The 18143-nt window shown below is 73.3% G+C and carries 14 protein-coding genes and 1 pseudogene; 8 read left to right on the plus strand and 7 right to left on the minus strand.

Features of this window, described 5'->3' with window-relative positions; translation table 11 throughout:
- Window position 1 precedes the first annotated feature (1 nt).
- From AC230_RS20375 to AC230_RS20410, 7 genes and pseudogenes are all read right to left on the minus strand, one after another.
- A complete protein-coding gene (locus tag AC230_RS20375; protein ID WP_049717731.1) occupies window positions 2-643 on the minus strand; it encodes a 4'-phosphopantetheinyl transferase family protein in 642 nt (213 codons plus the stop codon).
- Between the two features lie 50 nt (window positions 644-693).
- Window positions 694-945, minus strand: a complete 252-nt coding sequence (locus AC230_RS20380; protein ID WP_049717732.1) for an acyl carrier protein — start codon at window positions 943-945, stop codon at window positions 694-696.
- On the minus strand, window positions 932-1981 hold the full coding sequence (locus tag AC230_RS20385; RefSeq protein ID WP_049717733.1) for a hypothetical protein: 1050 nt from the start codon (window positions 1979-1981) through the stop codon (window positions 932-934). The genes AC230_RS20380 and AC230_RS20385 overlap by 14 nt, the downstream gene beginning before the upstream one ends.
- Window positions 1978-2259 carry an acyl carrier protein gene (locus tag AC230_RS20390; protein ID WP_049717734.1) on the minus strand — a complete coding sequence of 94 codons (282 nt, stop codon included), beginning with the start codon at window positions 2257-2259 and terminating at the stop codon, window positions 1978-1980. The genes AC230_RS20385 and AC230_RS20390 overlap by 4 nt, the downstream gene beginning before the upstream one ends.
- 50 nt (window positions 2260-2309) lie before the next feature.
- Window positions 2310-3962, minus strand: a complete 1653-nt coding sequence (locus AC230_RS20395) for an AMP-binding protein (RefSeq protein WP_049717735.1) — start codon at window positions 3960-3962, stop codon at window positions 2310-2312.
- A 29-nt stretch (window positions 3963-3991) separates the two neighbouring features.
- A pseudogene (locus AC230_RS20400) lies at window positions 3992-5739 on the minus strand (MFS transporter).
- Window positions 5740-5793: 54 nt separating this feature from the next.
- Window positions 5794-6270: an RrF2 family transcriptional regulator gene (locus AC230_RS20410; protein ID WP_049717827.1), complete on the minus strand. Its 477-nt coding sequence runs from the start codon at window positions 6268-6270 to the stop codon at window positions 5794-5796.
- Between the two features lie 698 nt (window positions 6271-6968).
- Between AC230_RS20410 and AC230_RS20415 the strand changes: the two genes are divergently transcribed.
- The 8 genes from AC230_RS20415 to AC230_RS20450 all read left to right on the plus strand — a co-directional run bounded on the left by AC230_RS20415 (window position 6969) and on the right by AC230_RS20450 (window position 17922).
- Window positions 6969-7880, plus strand: coding sequence for a tryptophan 2,3-dioxygenase (locus tag AC230_RS20415; RefSeq protein WP_241833302.1), 912 nt, complete (start codon window positions 6969-6971; stop codon window positions 7878-7880).
- Window positions 7880-8770 carry an alpha/beta hydrolase gene (locus tag AC230_RS20420; protein ID WP_049717738.1) on the plus strand — a complete coding sequence of 297 codons (891 nt, stop codon included), beginning with the start codon at window positions 7880-7882 and terminating at the stop codon, window positions 8768-8770. Before AC230_RS20415 ends, AC230_RS20420 begins: the two co-directional genes overlap by 1 nt.
- A 57-nt stretch (window positions 8771-8827) precedes the next feature.
- Window positions 8828-10423, plus strand: a complete 1596-nt coding sequence (locus AC230_RS20425) for a tryptophan halogenase family protein (protein WP_049717739.1) — start codon at window positions 8828-8830, stop codon at window positions 10421-10423.
- Between the two features lie 66 nt (window positions 10424-10489).
- The gene (locus tag AC230_RS20430) at window positions 10490-11779 is read left to right on the plus strand and encodes a cation:proton antiporter (RefSeq protein ID WP_078871430.1); all 1290 of its coding nucleotides are present in this window, start codon (window positions 10490-10492) and stop codon (window positions 11777-11779) included.
- Between the two features lie 91 nt (window positions 11780-11870).
- Window positions 11871-13127 carry a kynureninase gene (gene kynU, locus AC230_RS20435; protein WP_078871431.1) on the plus strand — a complete coding sequence of 419 codons (1257 nt, stop codon included), beginning with the start codon at window positions 11871-11873 and terminating at the stop codon, window positions 13125-13127.
- The gene (locus AC230_RS20440) at window positions 13114-14607 is read left to right on the plus strand and encodes a class I adenylate-forming enzyme family protein (protein ID WP_049717740.1); all 1494 of its coding nucleotides are present in this window, start codon (window positions 13114-13116) and stop codon (window positions 14605-14607) included. Before kynU ends, AC230_RS20440 begins: the two co-directional genes overlap by 14 nt.
- A gap of 41 nt (window positions 14608-14648) precedes the next feature.
- The gene (locus AC230_RS20445) at window positions 14649-16385 is read left to right on the plus strand and encodes an FAD-dependent monooxygenase (protein WP_198535577.1); all 1737 of its coding nucleotides are present in this window, start codon (window positions 14649-14651) and stop codon (window positions 16383-16385) included.
- Between the two features lie 4 nt (window positions 16386-16389).
- A complete protein-coding gene (locus tag AC230_RS20450) occupies window positions 16390-17922 on the plus strand; it encodes an FAD-binding oxidoreductase (RefSeq protein ID WP_049717742.1) in 1533 nt (510 codons plus the stop codon).
- The last annotated feature ends 221 nt before the right edge of the window (window positions 17923-18143 follow it).

The raw sequence follows: 18143 nt of genomic DNA on the forward strand, positions 1-18143 counted from the left end.
GTCAGGTGCGGGCGACTGCCCAGGTCAGTACGGTGTGTGCGGAGCGCAGGCCGCCGGTTTCGAGCCGGACGCCCCGCACGGTGACGGGTCCGGTGACCGGGAGCCCGTCGGGACCGCCCGTCGGGCAGTCGATGTCCTTGAAGCCGCGGACGGTCACGCCCAGTGCGCAGAGCGCCTTGTAGACCGATTCCTTGAGGGAGAAGAGTGCGGCGAGCGGGCCGGCGGTGCCGTCCGGCCGGTGCTCCAGCCAGGCGCGCTCGCGTTCGGTGCACAGGAGGCGGGCCGCGGCGGGGGGCAGCGCGCCGGCGCGTTCGATGTCCACGCCCACCGCCCGGATGTGCGGGTCGGCGGCGGCGAGGCATACGGCGGTGCCGTCGCGGTGGCTGATCGAGCCGACGACGCCGGCGGGGAACCGGGGCAGTCTTCCGTCGGCCAGGACGGGGCCCGGTGTGCCGAGCCGGGCCAGGCAGCGGGCGGCCGCCGTCCTGCCGAGCCGGAAGTCGTCCCTGCGGGCGGCGGGCAGCGCGGCCATCAGGCCGCGTTCGGCTCCGTGCGGGAGCGCCGTCCCGTCCTCGTCCGCGTCGGCGAATCCGATGACCGTTCCCCGGGGCGGGCCGCCGCGCCGTGCGACGCCCGCTCCCATGGCCGTTCCGTCCCCCACCGCATCGTCCCCCGTTTTCGGCCGCGCGGTGGTTACGCGGCGTCCTGTGTGTCCGCGGTGGGTCCGCCGGCCGGGCGCAGGAGCGCGTCGATGCCGGCGATCGTGGTGACCGAGGCGATCTCGTCGTCGTCCAGGGCCCGGCCGAGGCGTTCTTCGAGCCGCATGACCGCCAGGACGATCTCGCCGGAGTTGAGTCCGGCCTCGCGCAGGTCCTGGTCGTCGGTCAGGGAGTCGAGGACGCCGGGCGCGGAGACGCACTGGGCCAGGAGTTCACGGCCGTTCATGGGGGACCTCCTTGAGGGGGGTGACGAGCACCACGTTGCGGGTGGGGGCCGGGGTCCGGCGGTGGGTGTGGCGGACGGTCTCCAGGTCCGCGGGGCACGCGCAGGGGACCAGCCGGTTGGGCACGGAGCCGAGGCAGAACTCGACGAACTCCTGCGAGGCGCCCTGGCGGAGGCCGAGGAGGGCGAAGACGGGGTCGACGACCTTCCACCGGCCGTCCTCCCGGATCTCCACCCAGGAGTGGTCGCTGCCGAGGAGGCCCATGAGGTAGCCCTTGCGGGTGCGGGCCTCGAGTCCGGCGTCGGTGAAGACCCGCTCCAGGTGGAGGCTGACGCTGATGCAGTTGGCCGTGCCGTTCGCGCGGGCGGCGGCCGGGTCGTTGCGCAGGGCGGGGGGCATGGCCTGGTAGGCCATGCGGCCGCTGCGCATCTCGTCGAGGGATTCGTGGAAGGCGTCGCGCACCAGCCGGTCGCGGACCCTCCGTACGGCGCCTGCGGTGCGGACGGTGGCGGCGAACTCCGCGAGCGGGGCGAGTCCGTCGACGCCGGCGCCGCGGGCGTCGACGGCGGCACCGGTCGCCGTCCGCACGTCCCAGGAGCGCCCGCCGAAGTCCTCGGCGGCCAGGGGGGCGAACTCCCAGGGCTCGGCGCAGGGGTCGCCGGCGGGGCAGGCGGCGAGGTTGCGGACGGCCCAGGTGCGTTCGGCGGTCCATTCGGCCGGTGCGGCGGCGGCGAAGCGGAACAGGTAGCGCTGCACCAGTTCCAGGACGGAACCGCCGGATCCGGATGCCGCGGCCACGTTGCGGATGTCGCTGTCGTCGAACAGGACGCGGTCGCCGTCGGCGCGGTACCGCAGTCCTTCCTTCATCAGCAGGTCGAGGACGCCGGGCGGGCAGCGCATGATGGCCAGGGCGCTGTGGCGGTCGGTGTCGAAGCGGGCATAGCGCTCGGGCGTGGGCACGATCCGGTGCAGTGCGTCGATCCACCCGGCCGCGCCGCGCCCGGCGGCGGTGGCCGGGGCCCCCGTCGGGCCGGTCACGGCCCGGTCTCCCCGGTGGTCCCGCCGGCGTCCGGGGCGCCGCCCAGCGCCCGGATCAGGTCGTCCACGGTCTCGATGGAGAACAGCACGTCGTCGTCGAGGGACACGCCGTGGACCTCCTCCAGCGCGCTGACGATCCGCAGGAGCTTCACGGACTCCATGCCGGGCAGCAGGGAGAGTTCGGCCTCTCCGGCCAGAGCGGTGGCGTCGATGCCCAGCTCGGCCACGAGGGCGTCGCGTACGGACGCCGCGACGTCGACGGGAACGGTCATCGCCATCTCCGTTTCTCCTTCGGTTCGTTGGGCGGCGGAGGCGGAAGCTGATGCGGTCATGCCGGACCACCGGGGCCGGTGGACCCGCCGGCGGCCAGCTCGGCGAGGGACGAACGCAGCTTGCCGCGCTGGACCTTGCCGCTGCTGGTCTGGGGCAGGAAGCGGGCGGGGGCGAGGCAGACCGTCACCTCGTCGAGGCCCATGCGCGTGCGGATCCGCCGGTGGCACTCCCTGACCAGGGCGGAACGTTCCTCCTCGGTCTCCAGGGCCGTCTCCACGACGAGCGCCATGCGGTCCTCGTCCGCGACGGCGGCGCACCGCTTGCGGTAGACCCCGGGCAGGTCGCGCACGACCGTCTCGGCGTCCTCGGCGTAGTAGTTGACGCCACGGACGATGATCATGTCCTTCTTGCGGCCGAAGACGAAGAGTTCGCCGTCCACGACGACGCCCATGTCGCCGGTGCGGTACCAGCCGTCGGGCGAGCGCTCCTCCCCCGGCTCCCTGCGGTAGTAGCCGCCCATCACGGGCGGCCCGCAGATCTCGATCTCGCCCGCCCGGCCCTCGGGCGCGGGGCGGCCGTCCGCCCGGATCCGTACGCCGATGCCCGGGACGGGACGGCCCACGCCGACGAGCGGGCGCGCGCCCGGTCCCTCCCCGGCGGCCACGAAGTGCCCGTCGGCCAGGGCCTCGCGGTCGGCCCAGCGCACCACGGGCTCGCGGCCCGGCGGCGGGAAGGTCACGGTGAGGGTCGCCTCGGCCATGCCGTAGACCGGGCACATGGACTGCGGCCGGAAGCCCCAGGGCCCGAAGGTCTTCTGGAATTCCTCCAGGGAGCGGGCGTTGACCGGCTCGGCGCCGTTGCACCAGACCCGCCACGCCGACAGGTCGGCGGGCTCCGGGGCCGTCTCCTCCGCCCGGGCGGCGGCGACCAGGGCGTCGGCGAAGAAGTTGGGCGCGGCGGTGTGCGTGCAGCCCTCGGCGGCGAACCGGCGCAGCCAGTCGAGGGGGCGTCTGATGCCGCTCCTCGGCCGCCACAGCACCACGTCGGCTCCCGCGGACAGCGCGGTCAACAGGCAGAACATGCCCATGTCGTGGAAGAGCGGCACCCACAGGCCCCAGCGGTCCTGGTCGGTCGTCCCGGAGGGGACGGCCAGGGCGTGCAGTCCCGCGAGGATGTTGGCGTGGGTGAGCGGCACGCCCTTCGGCCGGGACGTGCTGCCCGACGTGTACTGGATATAGGCCAGTCGGCGCGGGTCGCCGGCGCCGGCGGGGACCGGGCCGGGGTCCGGCGCCGTGTGGAGGGTGTCGGCAGGCACGACGGAGACGTGGGGCAGCGCCTGTTCCAGGGCGCGCCGGACGCTCGCCAGCTCCGGGTCGACGACGAGGATCCGGGCGCCGGCGTCGTCCAGGATGCCCCGGACGTGCTCGACGTATCCGTCCACGCCGCCGTAGCCGAAGGGCAGGGCGATGGACAGGGGCACGGCGTGGGCGTACTGGGCGCCGAAGAGCACCCGGAGGAAGCCGCTGCCGTTGTGCATGATGAAGGCGATCCGGTCGCCGGGGGCGGCGCCCAGGGTCACCAGGCCGCCGGCGGTGGCCCGGGACTCCGCCAGCAGGCCGGCGAGGGAGAGGCGGCGGTTCTCCTCCACGAAGGTGAGGGAGGAGAGCGCGCCGCGGCTCTCCATGAGCTGCGGGAGCGTTTCGGTCATGGTGGAAGGTCCGTTCTGGCCGTACGAGTTCACTGCTGAGGGGCCGGTGCGGGACGCGGCAGGAACCTGACGCCGAGGGCGACGAGCGCGGCGGCCACGGCGAGCACGAAGGCGCTCATCGCGTAGGCCATCCGGTAGTCGTCCCTCCTGGCCTCCCTCAACTGGGTCTTGACGGTGGGTTCGGAACCGGCGAGCAGCGCCCGGCACTTCTCGTCGGTGACCTGGCCGCCCTCGCCCTGGGCGATCGCACAGGACGAGAACCGGGCCGCCAGCCGCTCCGCCTGGTCGGGCCCCGCCGTCGCCGAGACGGCGGTGCGGACCGTGGCGGCCCGCTCCTCCGCCGAGTGCTCGGCGGAGCTGCCGAGCGTGCCGAAGAAGACGGCGCCCATGAGGGCCACGCCCAGGACGGCGCCGACCTGCTGGCCGGTGCTCAGGGTGCCGGAGGCGGAACCGGCGTCGGAGCTGCGCACCGAGCCGAGGACCACACCAAGCAGCGGAGCGAGGGCGAAGCCGAGGCCGAAACCGGCGACGGCGAAGGCGGGGACGAAGTACCAGCCCTTGAGCCCGTTTCCGGACAGCAGCGTGGTGGCACCGACCCCGGCGACGCCGAGGGACCAGATCAGCGCGCCCATGGCGACGGCCTTCCGCCCGCTCGCCCGCTTCACGAAGGGGGCGGAGGAGTAGTAGCCGGCCATCGACCCGACGGCGAAGGGACTCATCGTCGCGGCGACGCCCAACGCACTGTATCCATAGGCGAACTGGAGCATCAAGGACTGGTACAGGAAGAATGACGCGATGCCCGAGTAGGCCAGCAGGTACATGCCCAGGCCGACGGTGAACGCCCGGTCGCGCCACAGGGACGGCGGCACGAGGGCCGACCGCGTCCGCCGGTGCGTCGCCACGCAGCGCAGGTGGAAGGCGGCGAAGAGCGGGACGGAGAGGGCCATCAGGGCGAAGGACCACCAGGGCCAGTCGCGTTCGTGGCCTTCGATCAGCGGGTAGATCAGGCAGACGAGCGCGGCGCTGACCAGCAGGACCGACGGGAGGTCGAGCCGGCGGGCCTGGTCGGAGCGCGACTCGGGAAGGAAGCGCAGCGCGCCGAGCACGCCGAGGAGCCCGATCGGCAGGTTCACCAGGAACGCCGGCCGCCAGCCGCTGCCGAAGAGGTCCGCCTGGATGAGGACGCCGGAGATCATCGGCCCGGCGATGGTGGCACCGCTGACGACCATGCCGAGGACCGCGAAGGCCTTGGGGCGGCGCTCGGGGGAACCACCACCTGGATGACGGCGAGCGTCTGCGGGTACATGAGGGCGGCCGTCGCGCCCTGCAGCGCCCGCGCCGCGATGAGCATGCCCGAACTGGTGGCGAAGCCGCAGGCGGCCGAGGTGAGGACGAAGCCGACGAGGCCGGTGACGAACATCCGCCGGCGGCCGTGGAGGTCCCCGAGCCGGCCTCCGGTGATCAACAGCACCGCGTAGGCGAGCTGGTAGGCGGCCACCACCCACTGGGTCTCGGCGAAGCTGGCCCCCAGATCGCTCTGCAGGACGGGCGCCGCCACATTGACGATGGAGGTGTCGGCCAGGACGAGGAACGCGGCGACCAGGACGATGGCGACGGCAAGTCCTGGCGATGCGTGCTGAGTTGTCCCTGCTGGCCGCGGGACGGTCGCGCTGCTGGTCATGGCACCCTTCTGCCTGTGATGTGCCGGTGATGCGGGGACGCGGGCATGCCGGGGGGTGCCCACCACGCGAGGGCGTGCGACGCCACGACGGGGCATCACAGGCCCGGGGGCAGCCCGGAGCACGGAGGAGCGTGGAGGGTGGACCCGGGTTCAGATCGCCCGGATCCACTCACGGGTCATGGTCACCACTTGCGGTGCGCCCTGCTCCAGGCGCTCGGCGAGATTTTCGAGCGTCTGCGAGGCCAGGGCCTTGCGCCAGGCCATCTCGGCCTTTTTCATTTCGAGTTGGACGATGCACGGCAGATCGCCGCTGCCGGGAGCGGCCGCGGCGACGACGCCGTTCTTCCTGATGGCGGTGCACTGGAACAGGTCGGCCGGGCCCTCGACCGCCACGACGACGTCCATCAGCGTGATCTCGGAGCTGGGACGCGCCAGCGAGAAGCCGCCCCGCACCCCCGGTGCGGAGCGCAGGATCCCGGACTTCACGAGGGCCTGGAGCTGCTTGGTCAGGTAGGGCTTGGGCAGTCCGTGGAACTCCGCCAGCGCGGCGGCCTGCAGCGACGTTCCCGGCGGGGCACACGCCAGCGTGAGGCAGACGTGGGCCATCCACTCGACTGTCGTGGCCATCTTCACGACATTGAAGATAGTGGGTGTCCTGGTCTCCGTCGAGTGCCGTGCCGGCGTCCCCAGTTGAACACTCCGGGCCTTCCCCGGGGGCGCTGTGGGGAGCCGGATACGCCGTCGCCAGGGCCCGGCCCCGGCCCGGCCTGCCCCGGACAGGCCGCAACCGGACCCTTTCACGGGGAACGGAACTGTCAACCCGGGCGGAATTGAACGGATCCGCATGCGACGGAACACCGGATTCACGCGCCGAATCAAAAGCGGAAGCAATGACTTGACCTTCCGGATTTCCCGGCGTGACCTGATTCACATGTCACGAGTATTGCAGGTCGCACGGGTGAGCGTGTGACGTGGAGGGCGGGAGCGAAAGCCGCCGGGCCCCGCGCCAAGTCGGCGGCGAAGCTCTTGACTTGGCAAAAAAATCTGCACTACCGTCCCGCCTCGTACCGGCGGACCGACGCGTCCGGGAGTGGGGGAATTTCGATAACTCCCCTTCCGGTACGGCGGAAAGCGATGCCGGCCGAGGGCCCTGAATCGGCTTTCCGGCCGCCCGCCGCTTTTCACGTCCCGCCCTGTCCGATGCGCGGCACGCGGGGCACAGCACACGGCGTCCCGCCACGCCATGACCGATCCCTGTACCGGCGGACCCGTGGCGACCACGTCACCGTCCGGGGTCCACCACGCACGACTGGAGCTCATCACCCATGACATCCAAGGGAGTTGCGCCGGGGCCCCGCGCGTACCGCGCCATGAGCGAGGAGGAGCGGCGCTCGCAGTCCCGGAGGACCGACGGCGAGCCGGTCCTGGACTTCAGCGTGGGCCGGGTCAACGAGGACAGCACCCCGTACATCGACTACCACAGCGTCGACGTGCTGCTGAGCCTCCAGCACCCGCGCACCGAGGAGCCGGCGGAGCTGACCTTCTACATCACCGGCCAGGTTCAGGAACTGCTGTTCAAGCTCATGTTCACCGAGGTCAACCGGGTCCGTGACCTGTTGTTCGACGACCGGGTCGACGACGCGCTCCGCCACCTCCGCCGGATCGAGCGCGTCCAGCGCGTCCTCACCGCCTGCTGGGAGCCGGTCAGCACCCTCACCCCCACCGAATTCGCGGGATTCCGGGACCAGTTGGGCACGGCATCGGGGTTCCAGTCGTACATGTACCGGCAGCTGGAGTTCTCGCTCGGCAACAAGGAGCGCCGGATGGCCGAGGCCTATCGCGCCGTTCCCTGGCTGTACGAGCAGGTCACGGCGGTGCTGCGGGCTCCGGGCCTGTACGACGCGGTGCTGTCGCTGCTGCACCGCCGGGGGCGCGTCCCCGGGAGCTGCGTCCCGCGCGAGTACGCCGCGCCCTACGTGCCCGATCCCCTGGTGGAGGAGGCGTGGGGCGCCGTCTACCGGTCCCCGGCGGACGACCCGCAGCTGCACGCCCTCGCCGAGGCGCTGGCGGAGCTGAACTACCAGTATTCCCGCTGGCGCACCACGCACCTGCTGACCGTCGAGCGGATCATGGGGTACAAGCCGGGGACGGGCGGCACGCTGGGGGTCGAGTGGCTCCGGCGCGTCGCCGAGCACCGGTTCTTCCCCGAACTGTGGTCCGTCCGTACGGAACTGTGATGCCGGAGGACACCGCACGCGGCCCGCTCGTCTACGGGGCGTACGACCAGGAGGCGCTGGACCGGCAGTACTCCCCCAGTTCCCGCGTTCCCGACATCACCGTCTTCCTCGACGAGTACGCCGCGCTCAGCGAGCGGACCCGCAACCGCCTCACCGTCCGCGCCGGCGTCCCGTACGGCCGCCGGGAGTGCGAGACGCTGGACTTCTTCCCCGCCGCGCGGCCCGGGGCGCCGCTGCTCGTGTTCGTCCACGGCGGCTACTGGCAGGAGTTGGGCAAGGACGACTCCTCCTTCCCGGCGCGGCGGACGGTGCCCGCGGGCGCCGCCTTCGCCGCCCTCGACTACGGGCTGGCCCCCGCGTACCGGCTGGAGGAGATCGTCGGCCAGGTCCGCCGCGGACTGGAGTGGCTGGTCACGCACGCCGCCGAGCTGGGCGTGGACAAGAACCGCATCCATCTGAGCGGCAGTTCCGCGGGCGCCCACCTGGTGCTGATGGCGCTGCTGGACGACTGGCGGCCGGACGGCCGGCACCCGGCCGACGTCTTCGCGGGCGCCGTCCTGCTCAGCGGTGTCTACGACCTCGAGCCGCTCCGGCTGACGTACGTCAACGAGCCGCTCGGCCTGACCGAGCGCACCGCGCGCCTGATGAGCCCGGTGCGCCGGCTGCCCGGCCGGCTGCCGCCGCTGACCGTCGCCCTGGGCGGGGTGGAGACCGAGGAGTTCCGGCGCCAGCACGACGAGCTGGCCGAGGCGGTCGCGGGGCGTTCGCCCGCCGTGCGGAACCTGATCGTCCCCCACCGCAACCACTTCGACCTCCCCTTCGACCTCGACGATCCGGCGACGGATCTCGGCGGGGCCGTGTTCCGTCAGCTGGGGCTGACGGCTTCCTGATCGCTTCTCTCCTCATCTCCGCGTCGAACCAGCTGACTTCTTGGGGTGCACTCACTCATGACCGACGACAACCGGATCAAGAACATCGTCGTCCTCGGCGGCGGTACCGCCGGCTGGATGTCCGCCGCCTACCTGGGCCGGGCGCTGGGCGACACCGTCAGGATCACGGTGCTGGAGGCACCGGCGATCCCCAGGATCGGCGTCGGCGAGGCCACGATCGCCAATCTGCAGAAGGTGTTCTTCGACTTCCTCGGGCTGCGCGAGGAGGACTGGATGCCCGAGTGCAACGCCAGCTTCAAGATGGGCATCCGGTTCGTCAACTGGCGTACGCCCGGCGCCGGCGAGGCCACGGGCCGCCCGCTGGGCGGGGGCAAGGACCACTTCGACCACCTCTTCGGCCTGCTGCCCGAGCACGACGACCTGCCGCTGTCGCACTACTGGACGTACAAGCGGCTCAACGGGCTGACCGACGAGCCGTTCGACCGGGCCTGCTACCCGCAGCCGGCGGTCTTCGACCGCAAGCTCTCCCCCCGCTTCCTCGACGGGACCAAGTGGGCCAGCTACGCCTGGCACTTCGACGCCCAGCTGGTCGCCGACTTCCTGCGCCGCTTCGCCACGCAGAAGCAGGGCGCGATCCACGTCGAGGACACGTTCGTCGGGGCGGACATCGACCAGCGCGGCCACATCACGGCGATCAGGACCGAGGGCGGACGCACCCTGGAGGCCGACCTCTTCGTCGACTGCTCCGGCTTCCGCAGCCTGCTCGTCAACCAGGTCATGAAGGAACCGTTCCTGGACATGAGCGACCACCTCCTCAACGACCGCGCGGTCGCCACCCAGGTGCCGCACGACGACGAGGCGGACGGCGTCGAGCCCTTCACCTCGGCCATCGCGATGTCCTCGGGCTGGACCTGGAAGATCCCCATGCTCGGGCGCTTCGGCACCGGTTACGTCTACTCCAGCCGGTTCACCACGCAGGACGAGGCCACCGAGGAGTTCTGCCGGATGTGGGGCCTCGACCCCGCGACGCAGCCGCTCAACCACGTCAGGTTCCGCGTCGGCCGCAACCGCCGCGCGTGGGTGAAGAACTGCGTCGGCATCGGCCTGTCCTCGTGCTTCCTGGAGCCGCTGGAGTCCACCGGCATCTACTTCGTCTACGCGGCCCTCTACCAGCTGGTCAAGAACTTCCCCGACAAGCGCTTCGACCCCGTCCTGGTCAACCGCTTCAACAGCGAGATCGAGACGATGTTCGACGACACGCGGGACTTCATCCAGGCCCACTTCAGCTTCGCGCCCCGCGACGACACCCCGTTCTGGCGGGCCTGCAAGGAACTGGAACTCGCCGAGGGCTTCAAGGAGAAGGTCGCGCTCTACAAGTCCGGCCTCGGCGTCAACCTGCCAGTGACGGACGAGAGCAGCTACTACGGCAACTTCGAGGCCGAGTTCCGCAACTTCTGGAGCAACGCGAACTACTACTGCGTGTTCGCGGGGCTCGACTACCTGCCCGACCACGTGATGCCCGCGCTGGCCCACCGTCCCGAGTCGATCGCCACCGCCGAGTCCGCGTTCGCCGAGGTCGCCAAGCGCCGGGAGGAGCTGCTGCGGACGCTGCCCAGCACCTACGACTACCTGCGCCGGCTGCACCGGAAGTGAGCGGCCGGCTCACGGGCAGCCGGCCTCACCGGCGGCCGTCCTCCGTCCCCGACCGACAGGAATCGCGTGACAGCCTCTGAACCACTGCTCCGGGCCGCCCACGTGCTGGCGGTGCTCTGCGCGGCGATGGTGGTCGTGCGGGCGGGCCGGCTGCCGGCCCGCGCGGCCCGCCAGCCGGAGGTCATCGGCGAGATCGTGACCGGCCTGCTGGCCGGCCCGGTCCTGATCCGGCTGCTCGGGCCCGGCACCTTCGCGGCGCTCCTGCCCGCCCCCGTGCTCGGCACCCTCAAGGTGATCGCCGAGGCCGGACTCGCCCTGTTCATGGTGGGTCTGGCCGGCCACCTCCGGCCGGGCCGGGCGGCCGCCAGGCGCGCGCGGACGGGGTGGCTGGTGGCAGGATCGTTCCTGCCCGCCTGCGCCGCCGGGCTGCTGCTCGCGGGCTGGATCCTGCTCACCGACGACCGGGCCGCCCGCGGCGGCGCCCCGCTGCCCGCCTTCCTGCTCGCCGTGGCCGTGTGCACGTCCATCACGGCGGTGCCCGTGCTGGCCCGGATCCTCGACGACCGCGGGCTCATGGAGACCGGCACGGGCCGTGACACCCTCCTGGCCGCGATCGTCATCGACGCCGTGGCCTGGCTGCTGCTGCCGGTGGCCGTGGGTCTGCGCTCGGGCGACAGCGGCGGCTTCCTGCGGGCGGCCGCCGTCCTCGGCGCGGGCGTCCTGGCCGCGGCCGCCCTGCGCGCGCTGCTCGCCCGCCCCGCCGCCACCCGTCTCGCCGGGCGCTTCCCCCGGGCGGCCGCCCTCGCGGTCGCCGGGCTCGCCCTCGCGATGGCCTTCACCATGAAGGAGCACGGCATGACGGCGATCATCGGCGCCGTCCTCGCCGGACTGGCCGTCCCCTCCCGGACCCGCCGGGAGTGGGTGCCCGCGGTGGCCGCCGTCACCAGGGCCGGCCACGCGCTGGTGCCCGTCTTCTTCGTCGTCGGCGGCGTCACCGTGCTCACCGGCGCCCTGGGCTCCGCGTCGCCCGCCCTCATCGTCCTCACCACGCTGCTCGGCGTCGCGGGCAAGGCGCTGGGCGGGTACTGCGGCGCCCGGCTGGGCCGGTACGGGCACTTCGACGCCCTGCGGGTCGGCGCCCTGATGAACACCCGCGGCCTGACCGAGCTCATCGTGCTCCAGGTCTGCCACAGCGCCGGCGTCCTGACCACCGCGCTCTACCTCGCCTTCCTCGTCATGGCACTGACCACCACCGCCCTGACCGGGCCCGCCCTGCTGGCCGTCGACCGCGCGGAGCACCGCCGCCCGCCCGCCCCCGCCCGGGAGCCGGCCCCCGCGAGAGGAAACGCCGCGTGACCGGCCCGCCGGACGCCCCGCCGCCCGTCGCTCCCCCCGGGCCCGTCACCCCCGACGACGACCCGCCACCGTCCGATCGGAGATCCCGCAGATGACCAGCCGCGCAACCGCCGAGCGGCTCGACCGCGCCGACCCCCTCGCCCGCACCCGGGCGTCCTTCGACATCCCGCCGGGAGTCGTGTACCTGGACGGCAACTCGCTCGGCGCCCTGCCCCGCGGCGTCCCGCGGGCCCTCGACCGCACCGTCCGGCAGTGGCGCGACCACCTGATCAAGGGCTGGACCGACGACGGCTGGCTGGACGCGCCGACGCGGACCGGCGACCGCGTGGGACGGCTCCTCGGCGCCGCGCCCGGCCAGACGGTCGCCGGCGACTCCACCTCCGTCCAGCTGTTCAACGCGCTGGTCACCGCGGCCCGGCTCCGGCCGGAGCGCACGGTCCTCCTGTACGACGCCGACGGCTTCCCCACCGACCGCTATCTCGCCTCGTCCGTCGCACGCCTGCTCGGCCTGGAGCTCCGCCCGTGCCGCATGGGCGACATGCGAGCGGCTCTGGAGGCGTACGGACAGGAGGTCGCCGTCGTCCTGGGCGCCCCGGTCGACTTCCGCACGGGTGAGCTCTTCGACATCGCCGCGATCACCGCGCGGGCCCACCGGGCCGGCGCCGTCACCGTGTGGGACCTGTGTCACGCCGCCGGGGCCCTGCCGCTGTCGCTGGACGCGGACGGCGTCGATCTCGCGGTCGGCTGCGGCTACAAGTTCCTCTCCGGCGGCCCCGGGGCCCCGGCCTACCTCTACGTCGCCCGGCGGCACCGGGCCGCCGCCGATCAGCCCCTGACCGGATGGCTCGGCCACGCCGCGCCGTTCGCGATGGCGGCCGGCTACCGCCCCGCCGAGGACATGTCCCGCTTCCGCATCGGCGCGCCGCCCATGCTGTCCCTGTCGGCGCTCGACGCGGCGCTGGACGTCTTCGACGGCGTCTCCGTCGAGGACATCCGCGCCAAGAACACCGCACTCGGCCGGTTCTTCATCGAGTGCTTCGACGAGCACCTGGCCGGCCTCGGCTTCGGCCTGGTCACTCCCCGGGCGGCCGAACGGCGCAGCAGCCAGGTCACGTTGAGCCACCCGCACGCCTCCGAGCTCATGGACGGGCTGGCCGCGCGCGGCGTGCTCGGCGACGTACGTCCCCCCGCCCTGCTGCGCTTCGGCTTCAACAGCCTCTACGTCTCGTACACGGACATCCACCACGCCGTCACGGTGCTCGCCGGCCTGGCCGCGCCGGACAGGCACCGGCCCGCGCGGACGGACGCGGCGCGGCGACTCATCGGAGAGACCCATGTGGTTCAGTGACATTCTCGACCGGCACTGCCGCCAGCGCGGGCACGCGCCCGCCGTCGTGGAGGGCGAACGGGGCCTCACCTGGCTCGAACTGCGCGGCGCGGCCCACTCGGTGGCGGCGCGCCTGAGCGAGCGGGGCGTGCGGCACGGCGACCGGGTCGCGGTGTACTCGCGCAACCGGCTGGAGGTCGTCGTGAGTTACTTCGCGCTGGCGCACCTGGGCGCACCGTTCGTGCCCGTCAACCACGCCATGTCGCCGGCCGAGTTCGCCGACGCCGCCGAGCGCATGGACATCCGGCACGTCATGGGCGAGCGGCGCCCGGTGGAGAGGCTCGGTCCCGCCGAGGAGCGGACGACCGTGTTCGACTCCGTGGAGTTCCAGGAGACACTCGTCGCCGGGCAGGCCCCGCCGCCGTCCACCGCGGCCCTGGAGGACCCGCTGGCGGTGCTGCTGACCTCCGGGACCACCGGCAGGCCCAAGGGCGTGCTCCAGACCGCCGGCGCGCTGCGGCAGATGACGCTGTCGTGGCTGGCCCAGGCCCGCGCGGACGACACCGTCCGCCTGCTCAACCTCAACTCGCTGGCGCACGGCGGGGTCACCGTGACGTTCCACTACCTCGCGGCCGGCGCCACCTTGCACCTGATGCGCGAGTTCCAGCCGCGGGCCGTCCTGCGGCAGATCACCGAACAGGGCGTCACCCACGTCTGGATGGTGCCGCAGATGCTGCGGTTCCTGATGATGGCGGTCGGCGAGAACGCCCGGGTGCCCAACCGGCTGCGCGAGATCATGCTGGGGGCGGCGCCGATCGACCAGGAGCTGCTGCGCGGTGCCCGGGAGGCCTTCGGCTGCGGGTTCCGCAACATCTACGGCATGACGGAGGCCGGCGGCACCTTCTGCACCTGGCTGTCCGACAGTTCCCTGGAGGAGACCGCGAGCGTGCCGCTGGAGTCCAGCGGACGCGCCGTCCCCGGCGTCCGCGTCGAGATCCACGACGAGGAGAACCGTCCGCTGCCCGACGGCGAGGTCGGGGAGGTGTGCGTCCTGGCCCCCGGGCGGATGTCGCACTACGTCGGTGACGCGGCGGAGACCGGCCGCACGCTCGTGGACGGCTGGGTCCGCACCGGCGATCTCGGCTGGATGGACGGGAACGGTTACGTCCACCTCAAGGACCGCAAGAAGGACGTCATCAAGCGCGGCGGCCAGAACGTCTTCCCGGCGGAGGTCGAGAACGCCGTCGCCGGTTTCGACGGCGTGGCGGACGCCGCGGTGATCGGCGTCCCCGACGAGGTGTGGGGTGAGGTCCCGCTGGTGTTCGTCGTGGTCCGCGAGGGTGCCGCGTTCTCCCCCGACGCGCTCCTCACCTTCCTGCACGGCCGGCTCGCCTCGTACAAGCTCCCGAGGGAGGTCCGGACCGTCTCCGGGATCCCGCGGAACGCGGCCGGGAAGATCCTGCGGCGGGTGCTCGCGGAACAGTGCGGCGGGGCGCGGTGAGCGGTCCCCGTCCCGGCCGGGCGCGCGGGAGGGCCGTCTGCGTGGGGGCCGGTCCGGCCGGTCTCCTGGCCGCCGCCCGGATCAAGGCCGCCCGGCCGGACTGGCAGGTCGTCGTCCACGAGCGGTCGCCGAAGGACGTGACGTACGGGTACGGCGTGGTCTTCTCGGACGTCGCGGTCCGCACCATCCGGTTCATGACACCGGCGCTCGGTGCGGTCCTCGCCTCCCAAGTGGCCTGGCAGGACGTCGAGATCCGGGCCCACGGCCTGCGGCACCGCGTCTCCGGTCACGGCTACGTCGCCCTCTCCCGGCACCGGCTGCTCGCCGAACTGCGCGCGCAGGCCCTCGACGCGGGGGTCGAACTGCGTTACGAGACCCCCGTCGCCCTGGACGAACTGCGGTCCCGGTACGACCTGGTGGTCGCCGCCGACGGAGCGCGCAGCCGCACCCGCGCGGCGCTCGCGGCGGAACTGGGCGCCCGCGTCGGGCGGGGCCGCTCGCGGTTCGCGTGGCTCGGCACTCCGGCCGCGTTCGACGCCATGACGTTCGTCTTCGAGGAGACCCCCGACGGACTCGCCGTCGCCCACGGCTACCCGCACGGCGACGGCATCAGCACGTTCGTGGTCGAGGTGCCCGGACGCGACGGCCCCGCGGCCGGAACGCGGGAACGGGCGGAGCGCGATCTCGGCCACTGGTCGCGGGTCTTCGCGGAGCACCTCGGCCACCGGCCGCTGCGCGCCAAGGACCTGCGGTGGGAGCACTTCCCCACCGTTCGCCTCGACCGGTGCGTCCACGAGAACGTGGTGCTCATCGGCGACGCGGCGCACACCGCGCACTACTCGGTGGGGTCGGGAACCCGCCTCGCGCTGGAGGACGCCTTCACCCTCGGGCAGGCGCTCGGGCGCAACGACGACCTCGCGGCCGCCCTGGCCGAGTACGAGCGCGGACGGCTGCCCGCCGCGCGGGAGTTGACGGCGGCGGGCGAGCGCAGCATGCGCTGGTTCGAGCAGGCCCCGGCCTTCCTGCGGCGCCCCGCGCCGCAGTTCGCCGTGCACCTGCTCAGCCGCGCCTCGCTGCCGTCGGTGGAGAAGCTCGCGGACGACGCCCCCGAGCTGGTGCGGCGGGCCACGCGGGTGCTGGCCGGCGACGCACCGCTCCCGCCCGCCGGCGTTCTCGCGCTGCCCCTGGAGGCGGGCGCCGCCCGCCTGCCCGGACGCCTCCTGCGCGCGGCCGCCACCGGTGGTCCCGGGCCGCGAACGGCCGTCCGCACCGGGCGGATCGCGTTCACGGGCCGGGACGGCGCGACGGCCGCCCTCGGCCTGATCGACATGGGGCCGTGCCCGCCGGACGGTGCGCGGGCCGCCACCGAGGCGGAGACCCTCGCGACGTCCCTGGCCGAGGCGCTCGCGGAGGACGCACGCGCCGCCGGACGGCCCCCGGCCCCCGCCGTCGCCGTACGCACTCCCTGCTCCGGCGGGACGGGAGCGGCCGGGGCGACGCTGGCCCGGCTGCGGGTGATGCGCCGGGCGGGCCTGTGCGATCTGGTCGACCTCGCGGCTCCGGACGGCGGCACGGCCGACCCGGAGGCGCTGCTCGACGCGCTCGAACTGGCCGACACCGTCCGCTCGTCGCTCGGCGTCGCCGTCCTGCTGAGCGGCTTCCAGGCCCGCCCCGACCAGATCGCCACCCACGTCCTGGCCGGACGCGTCGACGCCTGGTGCGTGCCGGCCTCCCCACCGTCCCATCACGTCGACGACGTGCACACCGAGGGAGATTGACGCAATGATCAGCCGCAGGACGCTCCTGGGAGCGAGCGCCGCACTCGCCGCCTCCGGCGGAATCGCCACGGCCGGCGCGGCCACGGCCCGCCCCGCGACGGCGGGCGAGGACGCGAAGTGGAACGCGCTGCGCGCCTCGCTCACCGGCGACGTGGTGCTGCCCTCCGACGCCGCGTACGAGAGCGCCAGAAGGCTCGCCAGCGCCCAGTTCGACTCCATCCACCCGCAGGCCGTCGCGCTGTGCGAGACGCCCCAGGACGTCGGCGCCTGCGTCCGGTTCGCCCAGGACCACGGCATCCACGCCGCGGTGCGCAGCGGCGGCCACAACTACGGCGGCTGGTCGACCACCGAGGGGCTCGTCATCAATCTGACCCGGATGAACCGCGTGGTGCCCGGCGCGACCGAGGTCCGGCTCGGCCCGGGTGTCCAGACGGTGGACGTCACCCCTCGGCTGAGCCCCTACGGGCTCACGGTGCCCGCGGGATTCTGCGCGAGCGTCTGCCCCGGCGGGTTCGTCACGGGCGGCGGCACCGGCTGGCAGTACCGCAAGTACGGGCCCGCGTCCGACCGGTTGCTCTCCGCCGAGGTCGTCCTGGCGGACGGGCGGATCGTCACGGCGTCGAAGTACCAGCACCCCGACCTCTTCTGGGCGCTGCGCGGGGGCGGGGGCGGCAACTTCGGCGTGGTCACCGAGTACCGGATGAGACCGACCTCCGTCACCCGGGTCGGGCACTACACGCTGACGTGGCCCTGGGACAAGGCGCAGGCCGCGGTCTCCGGCTATCTGGAGTGGGCGGCGCAGGCGTCCGCCGACCTCGCCTGCGGCGGTGTCCTGCGGCTGGCCGACGCGCGCCCGGGAGCGCTCCCCGTGTTCGTCGTCTCCGGTGTGCACTTCGGCCCGATGGAGGCGCTGGAGGCCGAACTGCGGCTGCTGTCGGCCCTGATCGGCGGCGAGCCCGCGACGCGCGCCGTCCAGGACCTCACCTACGAGAAGGCGATGATGCGGGTCTTCGGCTGCGAGGACAAGACGGTGGACGCCTGCCACCTCACCGGCAGCAGCCCCGAGGCGTCCCTCCCCCGCACCGCGTACGTCAGGAACCGCGGCCGGATGTTCAGCCGCGTCATGCCCCGGACGGGCGTGGACGAGATGCTCGCCGCCTTCGACGCCGACCGCCGCGCGGGCCACTTCCGCGTCATCAGCCTGCTGGGCCTGGGCAAGAACGCCAACCTGCCCGCCACGGACTCCACGGCCTGGGTGCACCGTGACGCGCTCTACAGCGCGACCATCACGGCCAGTCTCAGCGGTGCCTCCCTCACCGACGAGGACAAGGCGGCCGCCGGGCAGTGGCTGAACGGCGTCTTCGGCGCGGTGGATCCCTACTCCAACGGGCGTTCCTACGTGAACTTCCCCGACCCCGAACTGACGGACTGGGCCGACGCCTACTACGGTTCGAACCTTCCGAGGCTGGGACGGGTCAAGGCGGCCTACGACCCCTATGGGTTCTTCCGCTTCCCGCAGTCGATCGCCGCCGCGTAGCGGTTCTCGGTCCGGGGCGTAGCGGTCCTCCTGTCCGGGGCCGGGTGCGCGCGGTCGCGCAAAGGCCGCGCAGGAGTCGCGCAAGGGCCACGCGCGATCATGTGCGGCCACCGGGTCCGTCCGTCCGAGGACGGCCGCCGGCCGGGGCCGCCGCGCGGTGCCGTCGACGCGGCCGGCTCCGGGCGGGCCGGCGGCCCCCACCGACGGAGGCCGGCACCGCA

Source organism: Streptomyces caatingaensis, from assembly GCF_001187435.1.
Classification (GTDB): domain Bacteria; phylum Actinomycetota; class Actinomycetes; order Streptomycetales; family Streptomycetaceae; genus Streptomyces; species Streptomyces caatingaensis.